The organism is Pukyongia salina (assembly GCF_002966125.1).
GTDB lineage: Bacteria > Bacteroidota > Bacteroidia > Flavobacteriales > Flavobacteriaceae > Pukyongia > Pukyongia salina.
In genome coordinates this window covers 1,170,199-1,191,840 of record NZ_CP027062.1, presented here as the reverse complement: position 1 = coordinate 1,191,840, position 21,642 = coordinate 1,170,199, and the positions used below count along the sequence as shown (strand labels likewise).

General features: G+C 42.7%; 17 protein-coding genes. 5 read left to right on the top strand and 12 right to left on the bottom strand.

The features are described 5' to 3' along the window. Position 1: 1 nt before the first annotated feature. Genes rfbB through C5O00_RS05290 form a run of 4 tightly spaced genes read right to left on the bottom strand, consistent with a single transcriptional unit; the run spans position 2 to position 5,096 of the window. The gene (rfbB, locus tag C5O00_RS05305) at positions 2 to 1,018 is read right to left on the bottom strand and encodes a dTDP-glucose 4,6-dehydratase (protein ID WP_105215581.1); all 1,017 of its coding nucleotides are present in this window, start codon (positions 1,016 to 1,018) and stop codon (positions 2 to 4) included. Between the two features lie 14 nt (positions 1,019 to 1,032). Continuing rightward, complete coding sequence (locus C5O00_RS05300; RefSeq protein ID WP_105215579.1) at positions 1,033 to 2,703, bottom strand: DUF6909 family protein; 1,671 nt, start codon at positions 2,701 to 2,703, stop codon at positions 1,033 to 1,035. 23 nt (positions 2,704 to 2,726) lie between these two features. Beyond that, positions 2,727 to 4,223, bottom strand: a complete 1,497-nt coding sequence (locus C5O00_RS05295) for a GH3 auxin-responsive promoter family protein (RefSeq protein WP_105215577.1) — start codon at positions 4,221 to 4,223, stop codon at positions 2,727 to 2,729. Positions 4,224 to 4,229: 6 nt separating this feature from the next. Then, complete coding sequence (locus C5O00_RS05290) at positions 4,230 to 5,096, bottom strand: M23 family metallopeptidase (RefSeq protein WP_105215575.1); 867 nt, start codon at positions 5,094 to 5,096, stop codon at positions 4,230 to 4,232. 118 nt (positions 5,097 to 5,214) lie between these two features. Between C5O00_RS05290 and tatA the strand changes: the two genes are divergently transcribed. After that, positions 5,215 to 5,397, top strand: coding sequence for a twin-arginine translocase TatA/TatE family subunit (tatA, locus tag C5O00_RS05285; protein ID WP_105215573.1), 183 nt, complete (start codon positions 5,215 to 5,217; stop codon positions 5,395 to 5,397). 56 nt (positions 5,398 to 5,453) lie between these two features. Here the strand turns inward: tatA and C5O00_RS05280 are convergent, their stop codons facing one another. The 3 genes from C5O00_RS05280 to C5O00_RS05270 all read right to left on the bottom strand — a co-directional run bounded on the left by C5O00_RS05280 (position 5,454) and on the right by C5O00_RS05270 (position 9,315). After that, positions 5,454 to 6,428: a DUF4837 family protein gene (locus C5O00_RS05280; protein ID WP_105215571.1), complete on the bottom strand. Its 975-nt coding sequence runs from the start codon at positions 6,426 to 6,428 to the stop codon at positions 5,454 to 5,456. Positions 6,429 to 6,449: 21 nt separating this feature from the next. Further along, entirely contained in the window at positions 6,450 to 8,018 is a 1,569-nt protein-coding gene (locus C5O00_RS05275) for a lytic transglycosylase domain-containing protein (protein ID WP_105215569.1), read from the bottom strand. 109 nt (positions 8,019 to 8,127) lie between these two features. After that, entirely contained in the window at positions 8,128 to 9,315 is a 1,188-nt protein-coding gene (locus C5O00_RS05270) for a phosphoglycerate kinase (RefSeq protein ID WP_105215567.1), read from the bottom strand. A 74-nt stretch (positions 9,316 to 9,389) separates the two neighbouring features. On the opposite strand from C5O00_RS05270, the gene C5O00_RS05265 reads away from it, so the two are divergent. After that, a complete protein-coding gene (locus tag C5O00_RS05265; protein WP_105215565.1) occupies positions 9,390 to 10,544 on the top strand; it encodes a DNA polymerase III subunit in 1,155 nt (384 codons plus the stop codon). Positions 10,545 to 10,689: 145 nt separating this feature from the next. Here C5O00_RS05265 and C5O00_RS05260 read toward each other — a convergent pair whose 3' ends face one another. The 4 genes from C5O00_RS05260 to C5O00_RS05245 form a co-directional block, all read right to left on the bottom strand. Then, positions 10,690 to 11,538 (bottom strand): class I SAM-dependent methyltransferase, encoded by an 849-nt coding sequence (locus tag C5O00_RS05260; protein WP_244593030.1) that lies wholly within the window; start codon positions 11,536 to 11,538, stop codon positions 10,690 to 10,692. Positions 11,539 to 11,577: 39 nt separating this feature from the next. Beyond that, a complete protein-coding gene (gene mnmG, locus C5O00_RS05255; protein ID WP_105217577.1) occupies positions 11,578 to 13,449 on the bottom strand; it encodes a tRNA uridine-5-carboxymethylaminomethyl(34) synthesis enzyme MnmG in 1,872 nt (623 codons plus the stop codon). Between the two features lie 113 nt (positions 13,450 to 13,562). Next, positions 13,563 to 13,979, bottom strand: a complete 417-nt coding sequence (gene ybeY, locus C5O00_RS05250; RefSeq protein ID WP_105215563.1) for an rRNA maturation RNase YbeY — start codon at positions 13,977 to 13,979, stop codon at positions 13,563 to 13,565. Next, on the bottom strand, positions 13,972 to 17,448 hold the full coding sequence (locus C5O00_RS05245; protein WP_105215561.1) for a DUF4175 family protein: 3,477 nt from the start codon (positions 17,446 to 17,448) through the stop codon (positions 13,972 to 13,974). Before C5O00_RS05245 ends, ybeY begins: the two co-directional genes overlap by 8 nt. Before the next feature lie 218 nt (positions 17,449 to 17,666). On the opposite strand from C5O00_RS05245, the gene gltX reads away from it, so the two are divergent. Further along, positions 17,667 to 19,193 (top strand): glutamate--tRNA ligase, encoded by a 1,527-nt coding sequence (gene gltX, locus C5O00_RS05240; protein ID WP_105215560.1) that lies wholly within the window; start codon positions 17,667 to 17,669, stop codon positions 19,191 to 19,193. Here gltX and C5O00_RS05235 read toward each other — a convergent pair. After that, positions 19,190 to 19,867 (bottom strand): hypothetical protein, encoded by a 678-nt coding sequence (locus C5O00_RS05235; RefSeq protein ID WP_105215558.1) that lies wholly within the window; start codon positions 19,865 to 19,867, stop codon positions 19,190 to 19,192. The two genes, gltX and C5O00_RS05235, sit on opposite strands and share 4 nt — an antisense overlap. 83 nt (positions 19,868 to 19,950) lie before the next feature. Here C5O00_RS05235 and C5O00_RS05230 point away from each other — a divergent pair, with 83 nt between their 5' ends. Both C5O00_RS05230 and C5O00_RS05225 read left to right on the top strand, forming a co-directional pair. Continuing rightward, positions 19,951 to 20,946 carry an SPFH domain-containing protein gene (locus tag C5O00_RS05230; protein WP_105215557.1) on the top strand — a complete coding sequence of 332 codons (996 nt, stop codon included), beginning with the start codon at positions 19,951 to 19,953 and terminating at the stop codon, positions 20,944 to 20,946. 211 nt (positions 20,947 to 21,157) lie between these two features. Continuing rightward, on the top strand, positions 21,158 to 21,631 hold the full coding sequence (locus C5O00_RS05225; RefSeq protein WP_105215556.1) for a hypothetical protein: 474 nt from the start codon (positions 21,158 to 21,160) through the stop codon (positions 21,629 to 21,631). The last annotated feature ends 11 nt before the right edge of the window (positions 21,632 to 21,642 follow it).

The following is a 21,642-nucleotide window of genomic DNA, read 5'->3' as shown; positions in this document are numbered from 1 at the left end:
TTTATAGTCTTTCCTTGTGTTTTAGATACCATTCGATGGTTTTTAAGATGCCCGATTCGAAATTCTCATCGGCTTTCCACCCCAGATCATTTTCAATTTTTGAAGCATCGATAGCATATCTGAAATCATGCCCCGGCCTGTCGGTTACAAAGGAGATCTGTTCTTTATACGGCTTTTCGGCCGGTTCTAATTGGTCCAATAAGTTACAAATAGTCTCTGCAATATAGAGATTGGTTCGTTCATTACGGCCACCGATATTATAAGTTTCACCCAACTCTCCGTTTTCTACTGCCAGTTTAATCCCTCTACAGTGATCTAACACATAAAGCCAGTCTCTTACATTGGTGCCATCGCCATAAATGGGGATTGGATCTCCCGCCAGGGCCTTGCGTATTATGGTTGGAATTAACTTCTCCTTATGCTGGTTAGGGCCGTAATTGTTCGAACAATTGGTAGTAACCACAGGTAACTGATAGGTATGATAGTAGCTGCGAACTATAAAATCTGAAGAAGCTTTGGAGGCACTATACGGGCTATTGGGAGCATACGGTGTTTCTTCTGTGAATAGCCCTGTTTCTCCCAAGGTGCCGTATACCTCATCGGTAGAAACATGCAGAAAACGCGCATGGCTAAAAGCCTCTTTTGCTTTACCCGGTCCCTCCATCCATGTTTTATAGGAGGCCTGAAGCAAATTAAAGGTACCTACAATGTTCGTTTCAATAAAGGCTGCAGGACCGCTAATAGAATTATCCACGTGAGATTCGGCGGCGAAGTGTACCACCTGGTCGAATTGGTGTTTTTTGAACATTTCTTCAATGAAGTCCTTATCGCAAATATCTCCCTGAATGAAATGATAGTTGGATAAGCCGGCAACCGAGTCCAGATTTCTCATATCACCCGCATAAGTTAGCTTATCCAGCACAAAAACATTTGCCGAAGTGGATTCCAATAAATAGGTGACATAATTAGAGCCAATAAAGCCTGCTCCCCCTGTAATCAATATGTTATCGTGATTCAAAATATATTTTTAGATTAAACTAAAATCTGTTTTAACATTTTTTCCGTTATGGCGTAGGTAGGTTTTACCCCCGCGGTTCCCAAACCACCCGAAGCCAGAGTACTTCCGGATTCCAATGGATTATCCGAGGCGTAGTACGCATAGCGTACTGCTACCTTCGGACTAATACTTCCCCTAATCTTTGAGGCAGACTGAATTGCTTTCTGGTAATGAGCGCCCTCCATTTCAAGGCCAATAACATTCCAGGTTGAAGTATGGAAAAACTTCAAAATATCCTTGTTTTGCAAGGAAGTCCCCATTACCGTGATCATGGTTCCTTCACAAACGGTGATATCTACATCGTCAAAATGAGATTTTTTCAATTTGTTTTTAAATGGGTAATTATCTGCCGTTCCCTCAAAAACATGTGCTGTGGGGATCATTATATCTCCTTTTTTACCGCTTAAGATTCCCGCTTTACCCATAATGGAAATGGATACCACCTTCAGTAACTGCTTTATACCGTTATTATTATAGGGTTTTAACAATTCGTCCATGGTTTCATACGCCTGCTCTCCAAAGGCATAGTCCATAACTATGATCACGGGCATTTCTTCAGGGTCAAGTCCCTGAGAATTCTCATAAAAATAATTCGAATCGAAGATCTGGACATTGATATTGGCGCCGGAGTCATCTTCAATATACGACATGCCGTTTGCCAGGGCATATTTAGCAACTTTTTGCTGTAATTTTATGCTTTTAGGGTTGCTAAGCTTTTCAAATATCGCTATCTCTTTTTCGTTCTTAAATTCCGAAGCAAGAGCCTTCTTAGCAAACAGGCTGTTCTGTACGGAGTGCATATTCGCACTAATAATGTGTAGCGGGCGGGCCAACAATCCTTTATCATTCAAGGTCTTCTTTACTTTCAGCGCCCATTGTTCCCCGTGAATATGATGCCCAAGGCGTTCCCTTAAAACCGGACTGAAGGTAATTAATCGCTGATTATCCTCAAGAACCTCTTCCATGGCCCGTTTTCCCAGATAATAGATGATGTTAAGAAAGCGATTCTTAATGCCTTCACACTCAAATAACGGGTAGATGGCATTCACCTCCTCGAAGGTCCTTCCTAGGAAATTCGCTGTATGGGTAAGGGCTATTTCCTTGTCGTTCTTTGTTAGTTCCTTCTTAACAAGCACCGCTTCCTCCAGTTTCTTCCAGTCCCTTATCACCTCTCCGTTATCATTGATCAAAACCTGTTTCATGATCTTATGAGATTCGATATAGAGGAAGGTTAAGTGCGTAAGAATATCGTAGATCTCAGAGCGACCACGGGTAATTTCTATATTCATTTGCTCCTCGTCGATCCGGTAGCAGTTACGGCGGCGCTTGGCCGGGATAATTGGCTTAAAATGCGAGTTTTTGTAGCCCTCATCCGATGTTAGATTGATAAATCTGCATTCCTCGATTCCATAAGGGAGACGATCGATCACATAAAGAAGCCCTTCCAGTTCAATTTTTTCTTCTGAAATGGATCCGTAGATCTCGGGGCTTAAAATAAGCAGCGATTCGCGCAGCGTCTCCCCCGAGATACCCATAGGCTTGTAAAAGCCACGGTTGAAAAGGTGTCGCATAGTAATATACATGCGTTCTATGGCTCCCGAACTTTCCTGGGCTCTTGTTCGTTTATGTGTTCTTGATGGGTTCATTCGGCTGCAAAGATAGTACTTATTTATGGTTGCAATTGGTACAACTTCTCCGCTATTTTACGGTCGTTAGACAGTCTCGGTACTTTGTTCTGACCTCCTAGTTTTCCTTCGCTCTTCATCAATAAATTAAAGCTATCTTTCTTTAATGTTTTTATTGTAAGCGGCCTAAGGATCTTACCCTTAATAAGGTCGAAATAATAGCTGTTCTGCTCCTGCATTTGCTGGTCTAAAGTAGCTTCAATTGCCTCTAAGTTGGCAGGTTCTGTTTCAAATTCAACCAGCCACTCATGATACGGAAGCCCTAGGTCTGCCGGGTCTGTTTGAGGAGCTACGGTAAATTCAGTAATGCTGAACCCATGCGCCGAGATTGCCTGTTGCATGGCTTCTTCCACTTCCTTCCCGATCACATGTTCACCAAAGGCAGAAATAAAGTGCTTTATTCTTCCCGAAACGATGACCCTGAAGGGTTCTAATGAAGTAAATTGTATGGTATCTCCAAGGTTGTATCCCCAAAGACCGGCGTTGGTAGAGATGATCATTACATAATTTACACCTAATTGAACGTCTTCCAGGGTGAGCCTGGGAGGGTTGTTATCGAAGAACTTTTCAGCCTCAACAAATTCATAAAATATCCCCGAATCCAGCAAAAGCAGCATGCCTTTTTCTTCCTGTTTATCCTGGTAAGCAAAAAAACCTTCACTGGCGGGAAACAGTTCGATACTATCCACTTTCCGTCCTATTAATGCTTCAAACTTAGCCCTGTAGGGTTCGTAATTCACGCCTCCATAGATGAAGAGACTGAAGTTTTTAAACAGGTCTCCCACTTTTTGCCCGGACACCTGGATTAGCTTTTCAAAATACATCTGAACCCAGGAAGGGATGCCGCTTATTACTGTCATATTCTCATTGCGGGTTTCTTCCACAATGGCATCCACCTTCTTTTCCCAGTCTTCTATACAATTGGTCTCCCAGGAAGGCAATCTATTCTTCTGTAGATAAGAGGGTACGTAATGTGCCACAATACCCGACAACCGCCCCAGTTTTATCCCATTTTGCTCCTTTAAGCCCGGGTTCCCCTGCAGGAAGATCATTTTACCATCCACAAAGGCGGTATTTCCGGTCTCGTGTATATAGGCGAGGATGGCGTCCCTGGCGGCTTTCATATGTCCTGGCATCGAGGCTTTGGTAAGGGGTATGTATTTGGCGCCGGATGTAGTTCCGGAGGTCTTAGCGAGGTAAATTGGTTTTCCCGGCCATAGAACATCTTCCTCCCCGGCTACAACCCTGTCTATATAGGGCCTAAGCTCTTCATAATCCCTAATAGGCACCTGTTTTACAAAGTCTTTGTGGGTTTTAATTTGCCCGAACTGATGATCCTTCCCAAAGACAGTAAGTGATGCCTGCGAAATAAGGTCTTTGAAGACCTTTTCCTGGGTTTCAATGGGTCGCGACGACCATTTCTTATTGCGTTTAGCAATATGGTTGGCGAAGATCCTGGCAGCAAAGGCTTTTATTGACATAAAGTTCTAGTCGAAATCTATAAAATTAGCCGGATTCAGCGGGTATCCTTCACTCCACAATTCGAAGTGAAGATGAGGTCCGGTGGTTAGATCGCCTGTGTTTCCGGCAGTAGCAATTACTTCTCCAGCCTTTACAAGTTCCCCTTGTTCTTTGGCCAGGGATGCGTTGTGCTTGTAGACCGAAATAAGATTATTGCTATGTTCCAGTATGATCACATAACCGGTTTCGGCGGTCCATTCGGCAAAAATCACCGTTCCATCGGCCGTTGCTTTCACGGGGGCGTCCTTGGCGGTGACTATGTCGACGGCATAGTGTTTTACTTTTGGGTTGTACCCTTCAGAAACAGTTCCTTTTACCGGTGGAAACAATACGATCTTAACAGATCCGGGATCGGCCAGAGGGTTATATTTATCCTCCTGCATTACCTTTTCGCGTAGTAAGGAATCCTCCCTAGAAGGCGCCAGGTCTACTCCGCCGGGAGTTCTACTGGCAAGTTCCAGAATAGAATCTTTATTGAAATCGACAGTTTTTACATCCCCGGTGAGTACCTTTCGTATGGATGCCAGGTAACTTTCATTGATATTGATCACTTGTTGCAGGGAATCTGTTTTGTACGTTAGATCTGTAGCACGCTGCTTTAGAGAAGTAGATGAATAGCCCGGAATGTATTCTCTTAAGGGCGTGAAGGCGATAAGCAAGGTGGTGCCGGCAATAAGGAAAACTGCAAATATAGTGCTGAAAACGAACACATTCAGCCGGTTCAATTTGAAAGAGAACCGCTCTTCGAAGGTGTCTTCGTTTAAAACTACCAGACGATACTTATGCAGTAGTTTCCGTTTAATTTTTTTTGTCCGTTTATCTTTGTCGGCCATATTGAGGTTTATCTTCGATTGCAAATATAATTAAACGTCCAGGGAGTATGCTAAACTTACCCTGAAAACGTTGTATCTAAGGAATTCTTGTTACCTTTGTCTTATAAATTTCTTAAAGATGACTGCACTATTTTTACCCCTTGCGATTGGCCCATGGCAGATTGTACTTATTGTTGTGATTGTTTTACTACTCTTCGGAGGACGAAAGATCCCGGAATTAATGCGAGGCCTTGGTAGCGGAATTAAGGAGTTTAAAGAGGCTTCGAAAGAAGATCCTAACGATAAGAAATTAGAGGAATAATTTTCCTTCTACGAGATATTAAAAAGCCGGTCTGTAATGAATCAGACCGGCTTTTTTTATTCGAACTTCAGGGATCTTAAAATGGCTTCCAACTCAAACTGAAGATCCCGCTTCCCGGTAGCCGGGGCATATACAAATCCTTCTATGATAAGATATCTGTTGTTTACCGAATCCCGCACGGCATAATTTATAAACGGGCCTCCCATAAATTGGGTTTTTACTTCCCATATTCCCTTGGTTTCGTAGGCAAAGTGACCGTCTATATTTGTTTTAAATATATATGGGGCATAAGCCGCTTCGGTGATAAATCTGCCGCCTTCTTCAACGGGCATATAATCCCCTCCAATAGAGTCTCTGATCTTTATAATGTCTGCTACGCTAGTGCTGTCACTTCGTATTAGGCCAAGTGGCACTTCGTATACTATAATGTTCGTCTCTCCCGATTTTAATGCCTTTCGGTACCAGATAAAATCCTCATTGGCCAGGGCTGTACGGTAGGCCGAAGGCACCCGTAAACTCACCCCGAAATGTTTCTTGAGGGAGTCTGTTTTCTTTAGGGAGATCTTAATCCTTCTTTGTTTTTCTTTTATTTCCGAAGCCTTAAAGGCAGTGATGATCTGTTGATAGTTCTTCTCCAGTAATCTCTTAATATCTTCAGCATCTTTCCCAACGATAAAAGCTCCTGTTTGCGGCTTGGCGTATGGATTTGTCTTGATAGCAACCCCGGTGGAATCGCCTATGGAAACATGCAGGAAGGTGCGATATTTTCTGGCGAAATCCGTATAGGTGGAAGGAGGCATCTGATTCATGGAAAACAGCGGTTCATCTTGTGGAAGTCCATCCACAGGGGCAGCAAAGTAGCTTCGTATTTCTTCTCCCACTTCACCATTCCAAAGGTCGTTTTCAATAATCACCTGAAGAGTGTTGATGTTCCCCAGTGATTTTAACAAATAGCCATTCTGATTTGCGGAATTCTCGCAAGAAGACAATGCAAAAATAAGCCCTATAAGGGCAAATCGTAAAATTTTCATCTAAGCATGTTTATGGGGAAATTAGCCTTTCTGAATCTTAAGTTTCATCCCCGGTTTTAATTTGTTACCGCTAATATCGTTCCATTTTCTGATATTCTCTACGGTAACTCCCGGAAATTTTTGAGAGATACTCCACAACGAATCGCCGTTCTTTACGGTGTAAGTTTGTTCTCCCGACTTAGCCGTAGCACTCGCCGTGCTAGTAGTAGTGGATGTTTTAGGCCCTCCGCCTCTGGGGTAGATGGTAAGACGCTGCCCTATACGCAGACGTGTACTGCGTAGACCGTTCCATCGCTTGATCTGGTTAACGGTAACCCCGTATTTGCTTGCTATTTTACCTAGGTAATCGCCGCTTCGTACACGATATCGAATACGATCGGATTGCTCGAAGAATTGTGGTAACGGCTTTTCGCGCTGATTAAATTCGGCAGCTGCATAGGCATATACAGCTTCCTCATTAGCAACAAATTTACCTATCGCATCCACCGGTAAACGCAGCACATAATCTTCGTCTTTCACAACCGGGATGATCTGGTTTTTGTAAGAAGGATTAAGGAAAGTAAGTTCGTCTAGATCAAGATTTGTCACCTTTGCCACATGGTCCAGCCCTATCATGCTCTTAACCCGTACGGTGTCTGTAGCTATATAGGGATACTGAGGGCCGCTGCTTTTAAAACCATGTTCTTCGGCATATTCGAAGATATACATGGTCGCCAGAAACGCGGGTACATAACCAGCTGTTTCCCTTGGTAAATGTTGCCTTATATTCCAGTAATTGGTATGTCCCCCAGCCCTTCTTAGTGCTTTGGAAACATTCCCGGGTCCCGAATTATACGCTGCCAGGGCAAGATCCCAGTCGCCAAGACTCTTTTCCAGACTTTTCAGATACTTACAGGCAGCTTCAGTAGCCATAATGGGGTCTGATCGTTCATCAACATACGAATTCACCTCCAGGCCAAACATCTTGCCGGTACTGTACATAAACTGCCACAATCCTGTAGCGCCAACCCTCGATTTTGCGCGTGGATCCAGGGCAGATTCTACGATGGCTAGATATTTCATTTCCAGTGGCAGGCCGTGTTTGTCAAGCTGTTCCTCGAACATTGGGAAATAGTAGTCGCTCAAGGCCATTAGTTTTGCCATGGTCCTGCGGCGATTCTTTAAATACCCTCTAATAACACTTTCCAGGGATGGATTATATTCTACATTGAAAGGGGTTCGGGCGTTGAGTTCCTCAAGGCGTTGTTTTAATACCTCTGTAGGTAATTCTTCGTATTCAACCGGGCTGTAATCTTCGTTTAAAATGGCGCCATACATCTCTTCAAAACGCCCGGTGCTGTACAGTTCCTTCAGCCATAAACTATCTATTAGTCTTGCAGATTCCATGTCGCTAAGAGCAAAAACCACTGTGTCCTTCATGTTGGTAACAACAGTATTTTCTACGAGATCGCCCACTTTAACCGGGATGGTGATGGAATCTGTTATCTGTATGGTTTTCTTCTGAAGTGAATCCAGAGATCGCCCTTCCTGGCTATAGGACAGGTAACTTCCGAAGCAAAAAAACATCAGGAGAAATAAAGTAGGTTTCATAAAAATTGTGCGATTGGGCTGCATAAAAATTTTTCTAAAAATACATAAATGAGGCGATTGGGCAAATTTTTAACACAGTCGCCATACTCTAACGAAGAGGATGCGGTCTTTATTTTAATAAAGCTTCTATCCCCGGTAAGGTTCGGCCTTCCAGCATTTCAAGCATGGCTCCGCCTCCCGTAGATACGTAGCTCACCTTCTCGTCCATTTGAAATTTCTTCACGGCGGCTACCGAATCGCCTCCGCCAACGAGCGAGAAAGCCCCATTCCCGGTAGCCTCGACAATAGCCATCCCCAACGCAATGGTCCCTTTAGAAAATTTTTCCATTTCGAAAACTCCTACGGGGCCATTCCATAAAATGGTCTTAGAGTTTGCGATCACGTCTGCAAAAGTAGCGTTGGTGTCTGGTCCGGCATCCAGGCCCATCCAACCATCGGGGATCGCATTTACCGGAGCTATTTTGGTGTTGGCGTCATTGCTAAAGCCATCGGCTATTACCGCATCGGAAGGCAGATGCACCTTCACATTCTTTTGTTCTGCCAATCGAAGGATGTCCAGGGCAGTATCCTGCTTATCATCCTCAACCAGAGAGCTTCCAATCTCACCTCCCTGAGCCTTGATGAACGTAAACGCCATTCCGCCACCAATGATTAAGTGGTCTATTTTATCAAGTATATTCTCTATCACGGTGATCTTCGAGGAAACCTTAGCACCGCCAATAATTGCGGTTACCGGGGTATCGCCAGACCTAAGAACCCTGTTAAGGTTTTCTACTTCGGAAGCGAGTAGGAGCCCAAAGCATTTCGAATTGGGAAAGAAATCTGCAATAATAGCCGTTGAGGCGTGGGCTCTATGGGCAGTACCAAACGCATCGTTTACGTAATAATCTCCCAGTTTGGAAAGTTTTTCTGCAAACTCCCGGTCTCCCTTGGTCTCTTCTTCATAATATCTAAGGTTTTCCAAAAGCAGGATCTCACCAGATTCAAGCTCGGCAACTGCCGCTTCGGCTTTCTCACCAATACAATCCTCAACGAATTTAACCTGCACTCCTAAAACATCGCTTACGGCGTCTACAATATGTTTCAGAGAAAATTTATCCTCCCTGTTCTTAGGACGGCCCAGGTGTGACATCAGGATACAGCTGCCTTCACTCTCCAGCACATTGATAATGGTAGGTTTAGCAGCTTTTATACGAGTGTCGTCTGTTACTTCCATAGCCTCGTTGAGCGGGACATTGAAATCTACACGAATTAATACTTTCTTATCTTTAAAATTAACGTCGTTTACTGTTTTCATGAGGTGAGATTGAGGTCACAAATATAGTTCATTCGGGGCTTACTTTCCGAAGTAAAAAAAGTGTAGTTTTGCGTATGGAGTTCAGGGAAGTCATTGGCCATAATCATCTAAAAAACTACTTCAGTAAAACGATCGAGAACGGACGTGTGCCGCACGCTCAACTATTTGTGGGGAATACGGGGAGTGGTCTGCTACCTATGGCTATTGCTTACGCCCGGGCACTATTATGCGCGCGATACGAAAAAGGAAGCCCTGAATACATTGCATGTGAAAATAAGGTAGCAAAACTCACACATCCTGATCTACATTTTATATTTCCGGTCAATACTACTAATACTGTAAAAAAACACGCCGTTTCCAATCAGTTCCTCGAGGAATGGCGGGAGTTTGTTAAAGCCAATCCGTACGGCTCACTATTTGAGTGGCTACAACTACTGGGAATAGAGAACAAACAAGGGACCATTAATGTAGATGAGGCCTCCGAGATGATGAAAACCCTTTCCCTTAAATCTTACGAAGGAGGATATAAGATCATGATCATCTGGATGGCTGAAAAAATGAATACAGCCTGCTCTAACAAGATCCTAAAGATCGTAGAAGAGCCACCAGAAAAAACAGTGTTGATTCTCCTTACCGAAAATGAAGAATCACTGCTTACTACTATTCATTCGCGTTGCCAAAAGCTTTATTTTCCCTTGTTGTCTGAAGAAGACATCTCTACGCAACTAATTGATATAAAAGGAGTTGAGTTAAATTTGGCCAGGAGGATTGCACATAGATCGGCCGGCGACTACAACAAGGCGCTTCATATACTTGAACACAACGCAGACGATCTTGAGTTCGAGAACTGGTTTGTTAGCTGGGTTCGGATGGCGTTCAAGGCCAAGGGTAACAAATCCTCAATTAGTGAGCTGTTAATATGGAGCGAGCATCTGGCTTCTCAGGGGCGTGAAACCCAAAAGAAGTTCCTTTCGTATTGTATAGAGGTTTTCCGCCAGGCGATGTTAAAGAATTATTCGGCAGATTCTCTGCTTTATTTCGAAGCCGAAAAAGAATCCTTCTCCCTGGATAAATTTGCCCCTTTTGTGCATCAGAATAACATATTCGAGATCATGCACGAATTGGAAGAGGCAATTTATCATATTGAAAGAAATGGAAACGCAAAGATTATTTTTAGTGATCTTTCGATCAAGCTAACCAGGCTCATTCATAAAAAGGAGCTGGTATAAGATAAACTTATCGTTAAATTGTATTGGGTAGTTTCTATCTATATTAAAGCGGGCTAAATTACAGGCTTTGAGCCTGCATTTCAAACTTCTCCTCATTCCTATCCGCTTATATAACAAAATGCGCTTAAAATGGCTTAAAATGGCCTTATTGATGTTTTCTGAAGAGATAAATGTGCGAAGAGTATTCTTTGGTCCTAAAGCCTCTAAGATTCGACCGCAGACCTGTGAAAATTGCGCCTAGGGAAAATGAACGTCCGTTTTTATATTTCTCAGACAGCAGACTTACATAAAACGAATCGAACATCATGGGTTTGCATTCTATCAATTGAAAATCTTCTTTAAATATTTTCTTCACCGCAATTTTCGAAAAATGCCACAGATGTCTGGGTGTGTCATAGGCGGCCCAGAACTCTTTATAATAATTTGCGTCGTACGATTTAAAGTTGGGTACGGCAATTACAAGATTTCCACCCGGCTTCACAAGATCTGAAATTTTACCAACAACGTTGTCTAGATCCGGGAGGTGCTCCAACACATGCCATAGGGTTACAACGTCGTACTGCTTATTTTCAATATCATCCAGGGCGGGTAACAATTCTATTCCTTTCTCAGTTGCTAAATCTCTCGCCTTTTCGTTGGGCTCTACCCCATCTATTTTCCATCCATTCTTTTTTGCAGCATATAAAAACGCACCAGTTCCCGCGCCAATATCCAGTAAAGATCCTGGCTTCTTATTAATTTTTTTTATGAGCCCTGTTTTTTTCTTAAGGGAATATTTTTTAACGGTTTGATAGAGCATTGCGAGCAAACCTCTGCCAGAATCGGTGTGGGAAATATAGGCGTCACTTTCGTAATACCGACTCAAATTTTCAGAGTTAGGTTGTGGCGATGTACAAAGCATATCCAGCTCCTTATCGTACATCAGGTGGAATGTTTCTCCGGTAACGAGAAAATCCTTTGTAGATAGATATTCGGTTAAATTATCTCGTTCCAAGTTTTAATTCTTTTAAAATGTTTCACGTGGAACAATTGTTCAACGACCCATATAAACTAATAATACTGAAATATCATTGGGGGAGACTCCGCTTATTCTGCTGGCTTGTGAAACCGTAGCCGGTTGTATGGCCTTCAGCTTTTCCATAGCCTCATACGAAAGGGATTTAAGTTTGGTATAATCGAAATTGGCCGGGATCTTAATCCCCTCAAGTCGATTTAACTTATCTGCATTGTTTTTCTCCTTTTCGATATAACCCGCGTACTTAATCTGAATCTCTGCTTGTTGAAGCACTTCTGTATCCAGGTTATTTTCTGAAATATATTCTGAAACAGCTTTAATTTTCTTCATGTCTTCCATGTCCATCTCAGGACGAGAAAACAATTTGAACATCTTATCGCTTTGCTTCACTTCTGCCGAATTATTAGCCTTCAATAACGGATTAGCCTCTTCGGGGGTTACACTGGTTTCTTTAAAAAAGCGCACAAATGCATCGGATCGTTCTTTCTTCTTTTCCATGGTCCTCATCCGTTCTTCTGAAGCGAGCCCCAACTCGAAAGAGCGAGGTGTAAGTCTGAAATCTGCATTATCCTGTCTTAACAAGGTTCGATATTCTGCACGTGACGTAAACATTCTATAAGGCTCTTCCGTGCCTTTTGTGATTAAATCGTCTATTAAAACTCCAATATAGGCCTCATTTCGCTGTAAGATAAAAGGATCCTTCTCCTTTACTTTTAAATGCGCATTCATGCCCGCCATCAATCCTTGAGAGGCTGCCTCCTCGTAACCGGTAGTTCCATTGATCTGTCCGGCGAAGAATAATCCTTCTACGAGTTTCGTCTCTAGGGTGTGTTTAAGTTGTGTGGGGGGAAAGTAATCGTATTCTATCGCATATCCCGGTCTAAAGAATTTTACGTTTTCAAAACCGTCACATTCTTTTAATGCTTTAAACTGCACATCTTCCGGGAGGGAGGTGGAAAATCCATTTACATAATATTCTACCGTATTCCACCCTTCCGGTTCTACAAATAATTGGTGTCTGTCTTTATCGGCAAATCTGTTGATCTTGTCTTCTATCGACGGACAGTACCTGGGGCCAATACTTTTAATTCTTCCATTGAACATAGGTGATCTGTCAAAACCTTCCCTTAATAGATCATGAACCTTTTCGGAAGTATAAGACATATGGCAAGCAAGCTGTTCTTTAAGAGGCTGGGTGATGTCAAGGTATGAAAATTTCTGAGGGTCATCATCACCGGGCTGAATGATCATTTTAGAGAAATCCAATGATCTGCCGTCCACTCTTGGTGGGGTTCCGGTTTTCATTCTACCGGCATCAAACCCAAGCTCAACAAGATCCTTAGTAATTCCTGTTGCCGCTTTTTCTCCTGCGCGTCCGCCACCAAATTGCTTTTCACCTATATGTATTAGTCCATTTAGAAAGGTGCCATTGGTAAGCACAACTGTTTTAGATCTTATTTCCAATCCAAGAGAAGTCTTAACCCCAACTATCCTGTTATTCTCCACCAACAAACCAGACACCATTTCCTGGTAAAAGTCCAAATTTGGTGTTTGTTCTAGCATCAATCTCCACATTTCGGAAAAACGCATTCTGTCGCTCTGAACCCTGGGGCTCCACATGGCAGGTCCTTTCGACTTATTCAGCATTTTAAACTGAATTGCCGTTTTATCTGAAATGATCCCACTATATCCGCCCAGCGCATCGATCTCTCTAACTATCTGGCCTTTTGCAATTCCGCCCATAGCAGGGTTGCATGACATCTGTCCAATATTTTGCAGATTCATAGTTATCAATAAGGTGCTGGAGCCCATGTTGGCTGCTGCAGCTGCCGCTTCAGATCCTGCATGCCCGGCCCCAACTACAATAACATCATATTCCTTTTCAAACATTGTTGCTCTTTGTTCCACGTGGAACATTATAAATTATAAAAAATAGTGCGCAAAGATAGTTAAATAACTATTAATCAGGGAGTTAAAGACTTAAAAACCTGAATATCAAGCCCCTAGACAAAATTACGAGAACTTAGCGCCTCATTTTCCTTTTTACGCATCATAGATTCCTCCTGTGAAGATTTATCCTTGTAACCGCACAAATGCAGGATCCCATGAATAATAACACGATGCAATTCGTCTGTGAATGAAACTTTGAAACTGGTCGCATTTTCTGCTACCCTGTCTGTAGAAATATAGATCTCTCCGTGTAGTTCTTTTCCTAAGGAATAATCGAAGCTAATAATATCGGTATAGGTGTCATGATCTAAATACTTTTGATTTAAATCTAGTAAATATTCATCGCCACAAAAAACAAATGTAATCTCTCCTTCTTCACAGCCTTCGGATGTTATCACAGAACCAATCCAGCCAGTAACATCCTTTTCATTTGATAAGGAAAAATCATTTTCAGAATAAAAACTAACCATTATTCTTCTTAAAATAAGACTGCACTTTTTCCTTAAACTCCGGTTTGAGTGGGAGTGCTTCACGGTTAAGGATCTCGGTAGTATTGAAGTACTTTTTAATTTCCTCGGGGCTAAGGCGAAGTGTGTTCTGGTACTTCGTCCTATTAGTCTCAGATTCTCTTCTGCTCTCCTGTCCCTGTTCAAAATCCGCCTCGTCGAGTTTCAGCAATTCATACTGTAAATTCAACATTTGTTGCAGGGTTCTTTGATTAAAGCCCTTGTCCAATAGTTGTTGCTCCACACCTTCCATTTTTCGCAAGATATCGCCACCTTTCCCTTTTAATCCTTCCTTGCTCAATCTATCTTCCAATTGCTGCCTAAGCTGTTGCTGCTCTTTATAAATTTCGTACAATAAACCGTTCATGTCCTCATTATCACCTTCGCCTCCTTCACCATCACTGTCTCCATTGCCGCCACCATTATTTCCTCCTTTGCCATCACCGGATTTTCCTCCTTCTCCACCCTGTTCACCATCGCCCTTTCCGTCATTTCCTTCCTTTCCATCTTCACCATTCTCGCCTTTCCCTTCACCGCCTTCTTCGCCTTCGCCTTCTCCAGCCTTACCGGGTTTTTGCCCCATTCCCTGTTGCATCTGTTCAGACAAGCTTTTTTGTTTTTTTATAATGTCGGGGAGTTGAAATCCCTGTCCCTGACCTTGCCCCTGGCCTTGCCCTTGTCCCTGACCCTGACCTTGTCCCTGGCCCTGCATCATCATCTGATTTTGCATTGTATTGAGCAGATCGCTAAGCAGATTCGCTAACTCGTTTGCGCCAGTAACACTGTATTGTTGATTGGATATTCCCTGCCGCATCTGGTTCTCGGCCAGGCGTTCCATGGCTTTATCGATGTTGTACTGCACCTCGGTAATAGACTCATTTATAACTTCACTTATTAATGGCTGCCGTAGAGATAAGGCGAACAAACTATCATCAATATGCTGGAAGTTCAGCTTTAGGTCGTTCTGTACATTTAATTTTTTACCGAATACAGGATTGCCGTAATCTGTTACTTTGAATTCTTCCATGAGCGCTTCCTGCTCGAAAGAAAAAACAACGAGATTGTCCAAAATCTGCCGAAGCATATCTACATCCTCCGATATGGTTTGCATCTGGCCCTGCATCATTTGTGCTTGCATCTGCTGCCCCATCTGCTTCATCTTTTGTCCGGCTTTTTTCTGACTCGGTTTTGCGCCTTGCTGATCTTGTTTCTGAAGGCTTTCGGTGGCCTTTTGCTGTTCTTCGTCCACTTTCTTTTCGCCCAACTTGTCCTGCGGAATATCCATGGGTGATTTTAATCCCTCATTCTCCTTTTGAAGCTCCTCCATTTCCTTCTTATACTCATCGAACTTTTCATTGAGTTCTTCCTGGGCTTCCTTCGTATTTTCCTCTTCAGGCTTATCTGCCAGCTTCTCCTGTTCCTCCCCTAATTTGTAGATCTCTTCGGCTAATTTTTCCGCCTTTTTAGTAACGTAATAGCGCTTGGTTAGCTCCAGCAATTGCTCCAGGTTCTTTTCCTGGTTCTTATTTTGCTTTGCCAGTTTCTCCAGCTTTTCTGTAAGTTCTTCCTTCTCGATCTTTTCCTGCAACCGCTCCAGTTCGTCCAACAGCTTCTCGTTCTCTTTCAAACGTTCTTCATTTTCATCAAGTCTTTTTTCCAGCTGCTCTTTGAAGGGGTCCTTTTCTTCATTCTCCGGCTGAAAATTCTCAAGATTCTCTTTCATTTCTTTAGAGAAATTCTTCATCATTTCCTCCTGCTGCTTCTGCCGTTTTATAAAGTTCTCAAGCTTCTTCTTATCGTTCCAGTTTAGTTCTTTTTTTTCTTTCTGAATCTTACTTAGCTCCTCCAGTGTTTTGTCCTGCTGCTTGAGCTCGTCCAGCGTTTTATTGAGATCCTTTATAGTATTTTCCTGATTCTGAAGTTGTTCGTTCTCGGCCTCGTCTTTTGTTAACTTCCGAAAGGAAAAAACGCCACTCTTACTGGATTTAAAGTTATGTATGGCGTCATTGTCAAACACCTCAAAATAATATTCGTAGGCAACCCCATCTTCCAGGAGTAACTGCCCCGGAAAAGTGTAAACAAATTGGTCTACAGTTGTTTTATTTACCGGCAATGGAGCTGTTTGTGCCTCTTCCTCAGATCCTATGGGATAATACACCAGCCGAAGGCGGGTAAGACCATAATCATCGCTTATCTGCCCCAGGAAATAAACTACCTGCGTATGGGTGGAGTCTTGTCTAGATTGCACCTCTATATCGGGGTATTCATCCTTGATCACGCCCAGAGTAAATGATAGATTCTCATACTCTCTTAAATTTTCATTAGAAGTTGTAATAGCGTAATCAAGTTTTCGGTAAACTCTTTGGCTGTGTTCGTATTGTTGTTCAGAGTTAGAACCTTTCTCCGCCTCCGATATACCAAATTCTATAATGGTGTCCCTGGTTTTCAGGGCTACGGCCGATGTGTTAAGGGTGTTCACCCGCCAGGAAACATTAGTGCCTTCGGGTATAGTAGCATTACCCGTGCTCTTTAAGACCTCATCTCGTTTGCCCGTATAGGCGGGGTAATCGAGAAACATTTCAAACGCCCGCATGGAAGGAGTTTTTACCACGTCTATGGTATACTCTCTGGAAACAACCTTATTTGCCTGAAGCCTGAAATCGATTGCATTGGATGGCTGAAGGAAGGTATATTCAAAAAACCCGGGAGCTGTTTGTTGTAAATAGTAGGTTTCGTTATTATAACTTATACTGGCATTTTCAGGGATCACTTCGCCTTCGGTCCTGATCTTTACAGTAAATGGTTTGTTCTCTATTGCTTTGAGCTCATCATTTGAAACGATAAAAGAAAAAGGAGCGGGAGGCTCGTAGGCAGTGTCGTAATTTACCACCCTTTCATAACTGCTGGAGAATATATCCTTATCGCCCAACACACTTATTAAGGTGAAAATAACAACCGGAATAGCAGCATATTTCAAATATTTAGCGTTTTTCCTGAAGTCTATCGCGCTTTTAAAGGGTACCGGTTGTAACTGCGATGCTTTTTGATCTATGCTCGCCATTAGTAATTCCGATTCCCGTTGATTTTGATTTAGCTGAATTACATTCAATAGCTTGTCGCTCACCTGTGGAAAATGATTTCCAATGATCCGTGAGGCTTCTTCATGGGTAATCCCTTTCTGAAGATTAAACAATCGTGCCAGCGGAAAGGCAATAAAACGAAAGAAAAGGGCGGCTTCAACACCTACGAACAACCAAAAGAGGACCGTTCGGCCCAAAGGGTCCAGCCAAAGAAAATATTCAACAAGTAAGGTTACCAGAAAATACAGCAAGCCTATAGCAAAGAACAGTATAGCACCCTTGATAAGTTCGTTGGTGTAATACTTTCTAATGAATTGTTCCAGCTTTTGCTGAATTATACTGAATGTGCTCATTGTGCCTGCTACCTAGATTCAGAAACTCCTAAAATACAATTTTATTCTGTTAAGGAAACCTCAAAAATCAATCCAAAAAATCTGCAGAATCACTGGCCGGAATTTTCTTCAGAAAAGACATCCTATTTCAAATCCCGATAATTTTAGTGATGCTTCCTGGAATTGCTGTGGAAATGCATCCATAGATTGTATCTTTGCAGGCAAATTCGGAAATTATAATGGCTCAGAAAGTACGTGTGCGTTTTGCTCCCAGTCCAACAGGACCTCTTCATATTGGTGGTGTGAGAACTGCTTTATTCAATTATTTATTTGCTAAAAAACATCAGGGGGATTTTATTCTTCGCATTGAAGATACAGATCAAGGCCGTTTTGTCGATGGTGCAGAAGATTATATAGTAGATTCGTTACGATGGCTGCAAATTCCTTTTGACGAAGGCCCCGGCACAGAAAGCGCATATGGACCCTATCGACAAAGCGAACGCAAACACCTGTATGTCGAATTCGCCAACCAACTTATCGACGAAGGAAAGGCCTATTATGCTTTCGACACTTCGGAAGAGCTCAACAGCCACAGAAAAGACCATGAAGCCAAAGGGAAAACCTTTATATATAACTGGCACAACAGGGAAAAACTTAATAATTCCCTGTCCCTTACTTCAGAAGAAACCCAAAAGAGAATAGCATCGGGAGAGCCTTACGTGATTAGATTTAAATCTCCTAAGGACGAGGAGTTGCATCTCAATGATATCATCAGGGGCAATATCACCATAGACACCAACACCCTGGACGACAAGGTGTTGTTTAAAAGTGATGGTATGCCTACGTATCATTTGGCCAATATTGTAGACGACCATCTTATGGACATAAGTCACGTGATTCGTGGGGAAGAGTGGTTACCGTCTCTGGCTTTACATCAAATGCTATACGATGCCTTCGGCTGGAAGGCCCCTCTATTTGCTCATCTCCCCCTAATCATGAAGCCCGTTGGAAAAGGTAAACTAAGTAAACGCGACGGTGAGAAACTAGGATTTCCGGTATTCCCGCTGGAATGGAAACCGAAATCTGGAGAAGCTTTCTCAGGGTATAGAGAAGAGGGATACCTGCCAGAAGCTGTAGTAAATATGCTGGCGTTATTGGGATGGAATCCAGGTACAGAGCAGGAGATCTTTAGCTTAAATGAATTAGTGGAAGCTTTTGATCTGAACAGGGTACACAAGGGAGGTGCGAAATTCGATCCTGAGAAGACAAAGTGGTTCCAGCATCACTACCTGCAGCAAATGGATGAGGGTGTTTTAACCGAACAATTTGTTGAGCAGGTGTTGAAGCCGAAAGAAATTGCCGCTGAAAGATTGGATATCCTTGATGTTAACAAGATCGTGTCGCTAATAAAGGAGCGCGCAACTTTTGTTGCGGATCTTTGGGAGCAGGGCAGTTTCTTTTTTGAAGCGCCTTCAGGTTATGATGAGAAAGCATCGAAAAAAGCATTTAAGGAGGATAGCCCTGAAATTTTAGCGAAAATAACCGAGCTGCTGTACGAGGTTCAGGATTTTTCTGCCCCAAACATTTCAGAAAGAATAAAGGGGTGGATTAGCGATAATGAGATTGGATTTGGAAAGGTTATGATGCCCTTACGTCTTGCCCTGGTTGGTGAGATGAAAGGCCCTGATGTTTTCGATATAATTGCTGTTCTGGGGAAATCAGAAAGCGTGAAAAGGATAAAAGCCGCTATAAAATTTATGGCCTAAAAATAGAAAACAAGGCCAAAGATAAGAGTGCTGCTATTACCTTTAAAGTCTGTTTTCGGAAGTCCTTTATCATTTAGGTTTTTAAGCATATTAGTAACTCCATACTGGTATTGACCCCACAACCTGAAACTCTCAAGTCCTACAGTGAGACCGCCCATTACCCGAAAATTTACTTTGGAAATATCTTCGATCTGGTTAGCCCTTAAAATAAGGTCGTCATTTTCCAGGATATAGTTTCCGTAGGTGTCTTCATCTTTTAGCTTAAGCTTTCCGTTTACATTGAGCACCGGGCCAAATTCCAGGCTTAGGTGGTGTTTAACTATGTTGAGGCTTCCCAGAAAATTGATCTGTACGGCCTGTAGGCTGTAATCCAGATATTCTTCAATGGGCTGGGGGCTAATTCCACCGGCATTTACTGCAAGAATTTCTATGTTATTGCTAAAAAAATTGATCCCATATATAAGATCGAAAGCCTCGTAAAAGGAGCCTCGGGTTGTAAACCCACCCATAAAGCCCTCCCCGCGGCGAGTGGTGAGGTCTGTGGTGTTGATATCGAACATTGTCATTCCGGCCTGAAGTCCGAGCCTGTTGTAGCTGTCGAAATTTCGTTGAGCGTGAATATTTAATGTGAAAAGAAGTGTGAAAGTAACGAAAGTGAGGTTTTTTAGACTCATAAGCGGGGTATCAAATTTGGGCAGTAAAAGTAGCTTTTAATTCGTATCTTCAACGGTGTTTTTAATTTAATATTTCAATTGATATGGGTGGTTTTTATATATTCTTGATTCCGTTTGGAATCTTTTTATTCTTTCTGTTGCTCTCTTCGTTTTTTATTGTGAAACAACAAACAGCAGCATTAATAGAAAATTTTGGTAGGTTTAGCAGCATTCGTAATTCTGGCCTGCAGTTCAAGATCCCTATCGTACAGCGCATCGCGGGACGAGTAAACTTAAAAATCCAACAGCTGGATGTTCTTGTAGAAACCAAGACAAAGGATGATGTATTTGTGAAGTTGAAGATATCCGTGCAGTTCCAGGTTCTGCGAGAAAAGGTATACGACGCTTTTTATAAACTACAGAATCCCCACGACCAGATCACATCCTATGTTTTCGATGTGGTTCGTGCCGAAGTGCCAAAAATGAAATTGGACGATGTGTTCGAGCGCAAGGACGACATCGCAATAGCTGTTAAGCAAGAGCTAAACGATGCCATGATCAATTACGGGTACGACATTATCAAAACCCTGGTTACAGATATAGATCCGGATGTACAGGTAAAAGCCGCTATGAACCGAATTAACGCGGCCGAACGTGAGAAAGTCGCAGCCGAATATGAGGCCGAAGCCGAACGGATAAAGATCGTCGCCAAGGCTCGTGCAGAGGCAGAAAGTAAAAGATTACAGGGCCAGGGAATTGCAGACCAGCGTCGTGAGATCGCCCGTGGATTGGAGGAAAGTGTGGATGTGCTCAATAATGTTGGGATAAACTCCCAGGAAGCATCGGCCCTGATCGTGGTAACTCAGCATTACGACACCTTACAATCGATTGGTGAGGAAACCAACACTAATCTCATTCTGCTGCCTAATTCACCTCAGGCAGGAAGCAATATGCTCAACGATATGATCGCTTCCTTTGTTGCGAGCAATCAAATTGGCGAAGAGATGAGAAAACGAAACGAGTCTGATCCAAAGATGGGTAATCCAAAAAGTACAAGAAAAAAACCTCCTTCTGCTAGTGATCCAGAAGTTGGATTCTAAAACCTACAACCCCGTTAATTCGGGGTTTTTTTTATGCCTGTTATGGTGCTGCCAGGGAATTTCAATAATTCCTAAAGACAATTTTACCTTCTTTTCATGAAAACAGATCAGGCCAGGGTTTTCTTTCTTGCAAAGGCCAAATTTAATTCTACCTTCACAACCTGCGCCGTAGAACTCTCAGCTTCTAGCCCCCCTCTAAACCAAACTACTTATGAAAAATTTCAAACTTTATGCTGCCCTTTTAGTTGGCATGTTATTAATGGGACAAGCCCATTCTAAGACAAATCCGTGTAACCTTATTGAAAAATCCACCTGTGAGATTACAGATAAGCTCGTGGCCGATGCTCCGGGAAAAGATTATGATTTTTCCAGTTTAAAACCTGGCGAAACGGCCGATGTTCCCGGTTATGACCGTAACGGTAAAAAATTCATGTACCGGGTAACTAAAACCTCAAACGGAATCGATGTTGCGGTGTATACCAATTCGTTGAAAAACATTGACCCTGACACCCAAATCGCCTTCAAAGGGCCAAATGGAGAAACTAGCTCTACCACAGTCGGGCAAGTTTCGGCTCAACGATGTGGCTGGATATGTGTAATAGCGCATGTCTTCTGTGTAAAGATACATTTGGGCCCCCCCGGAAATACCTGGGAATGGGATTGTGACACTACTAGTCAAAACTAAACATAGTCCAT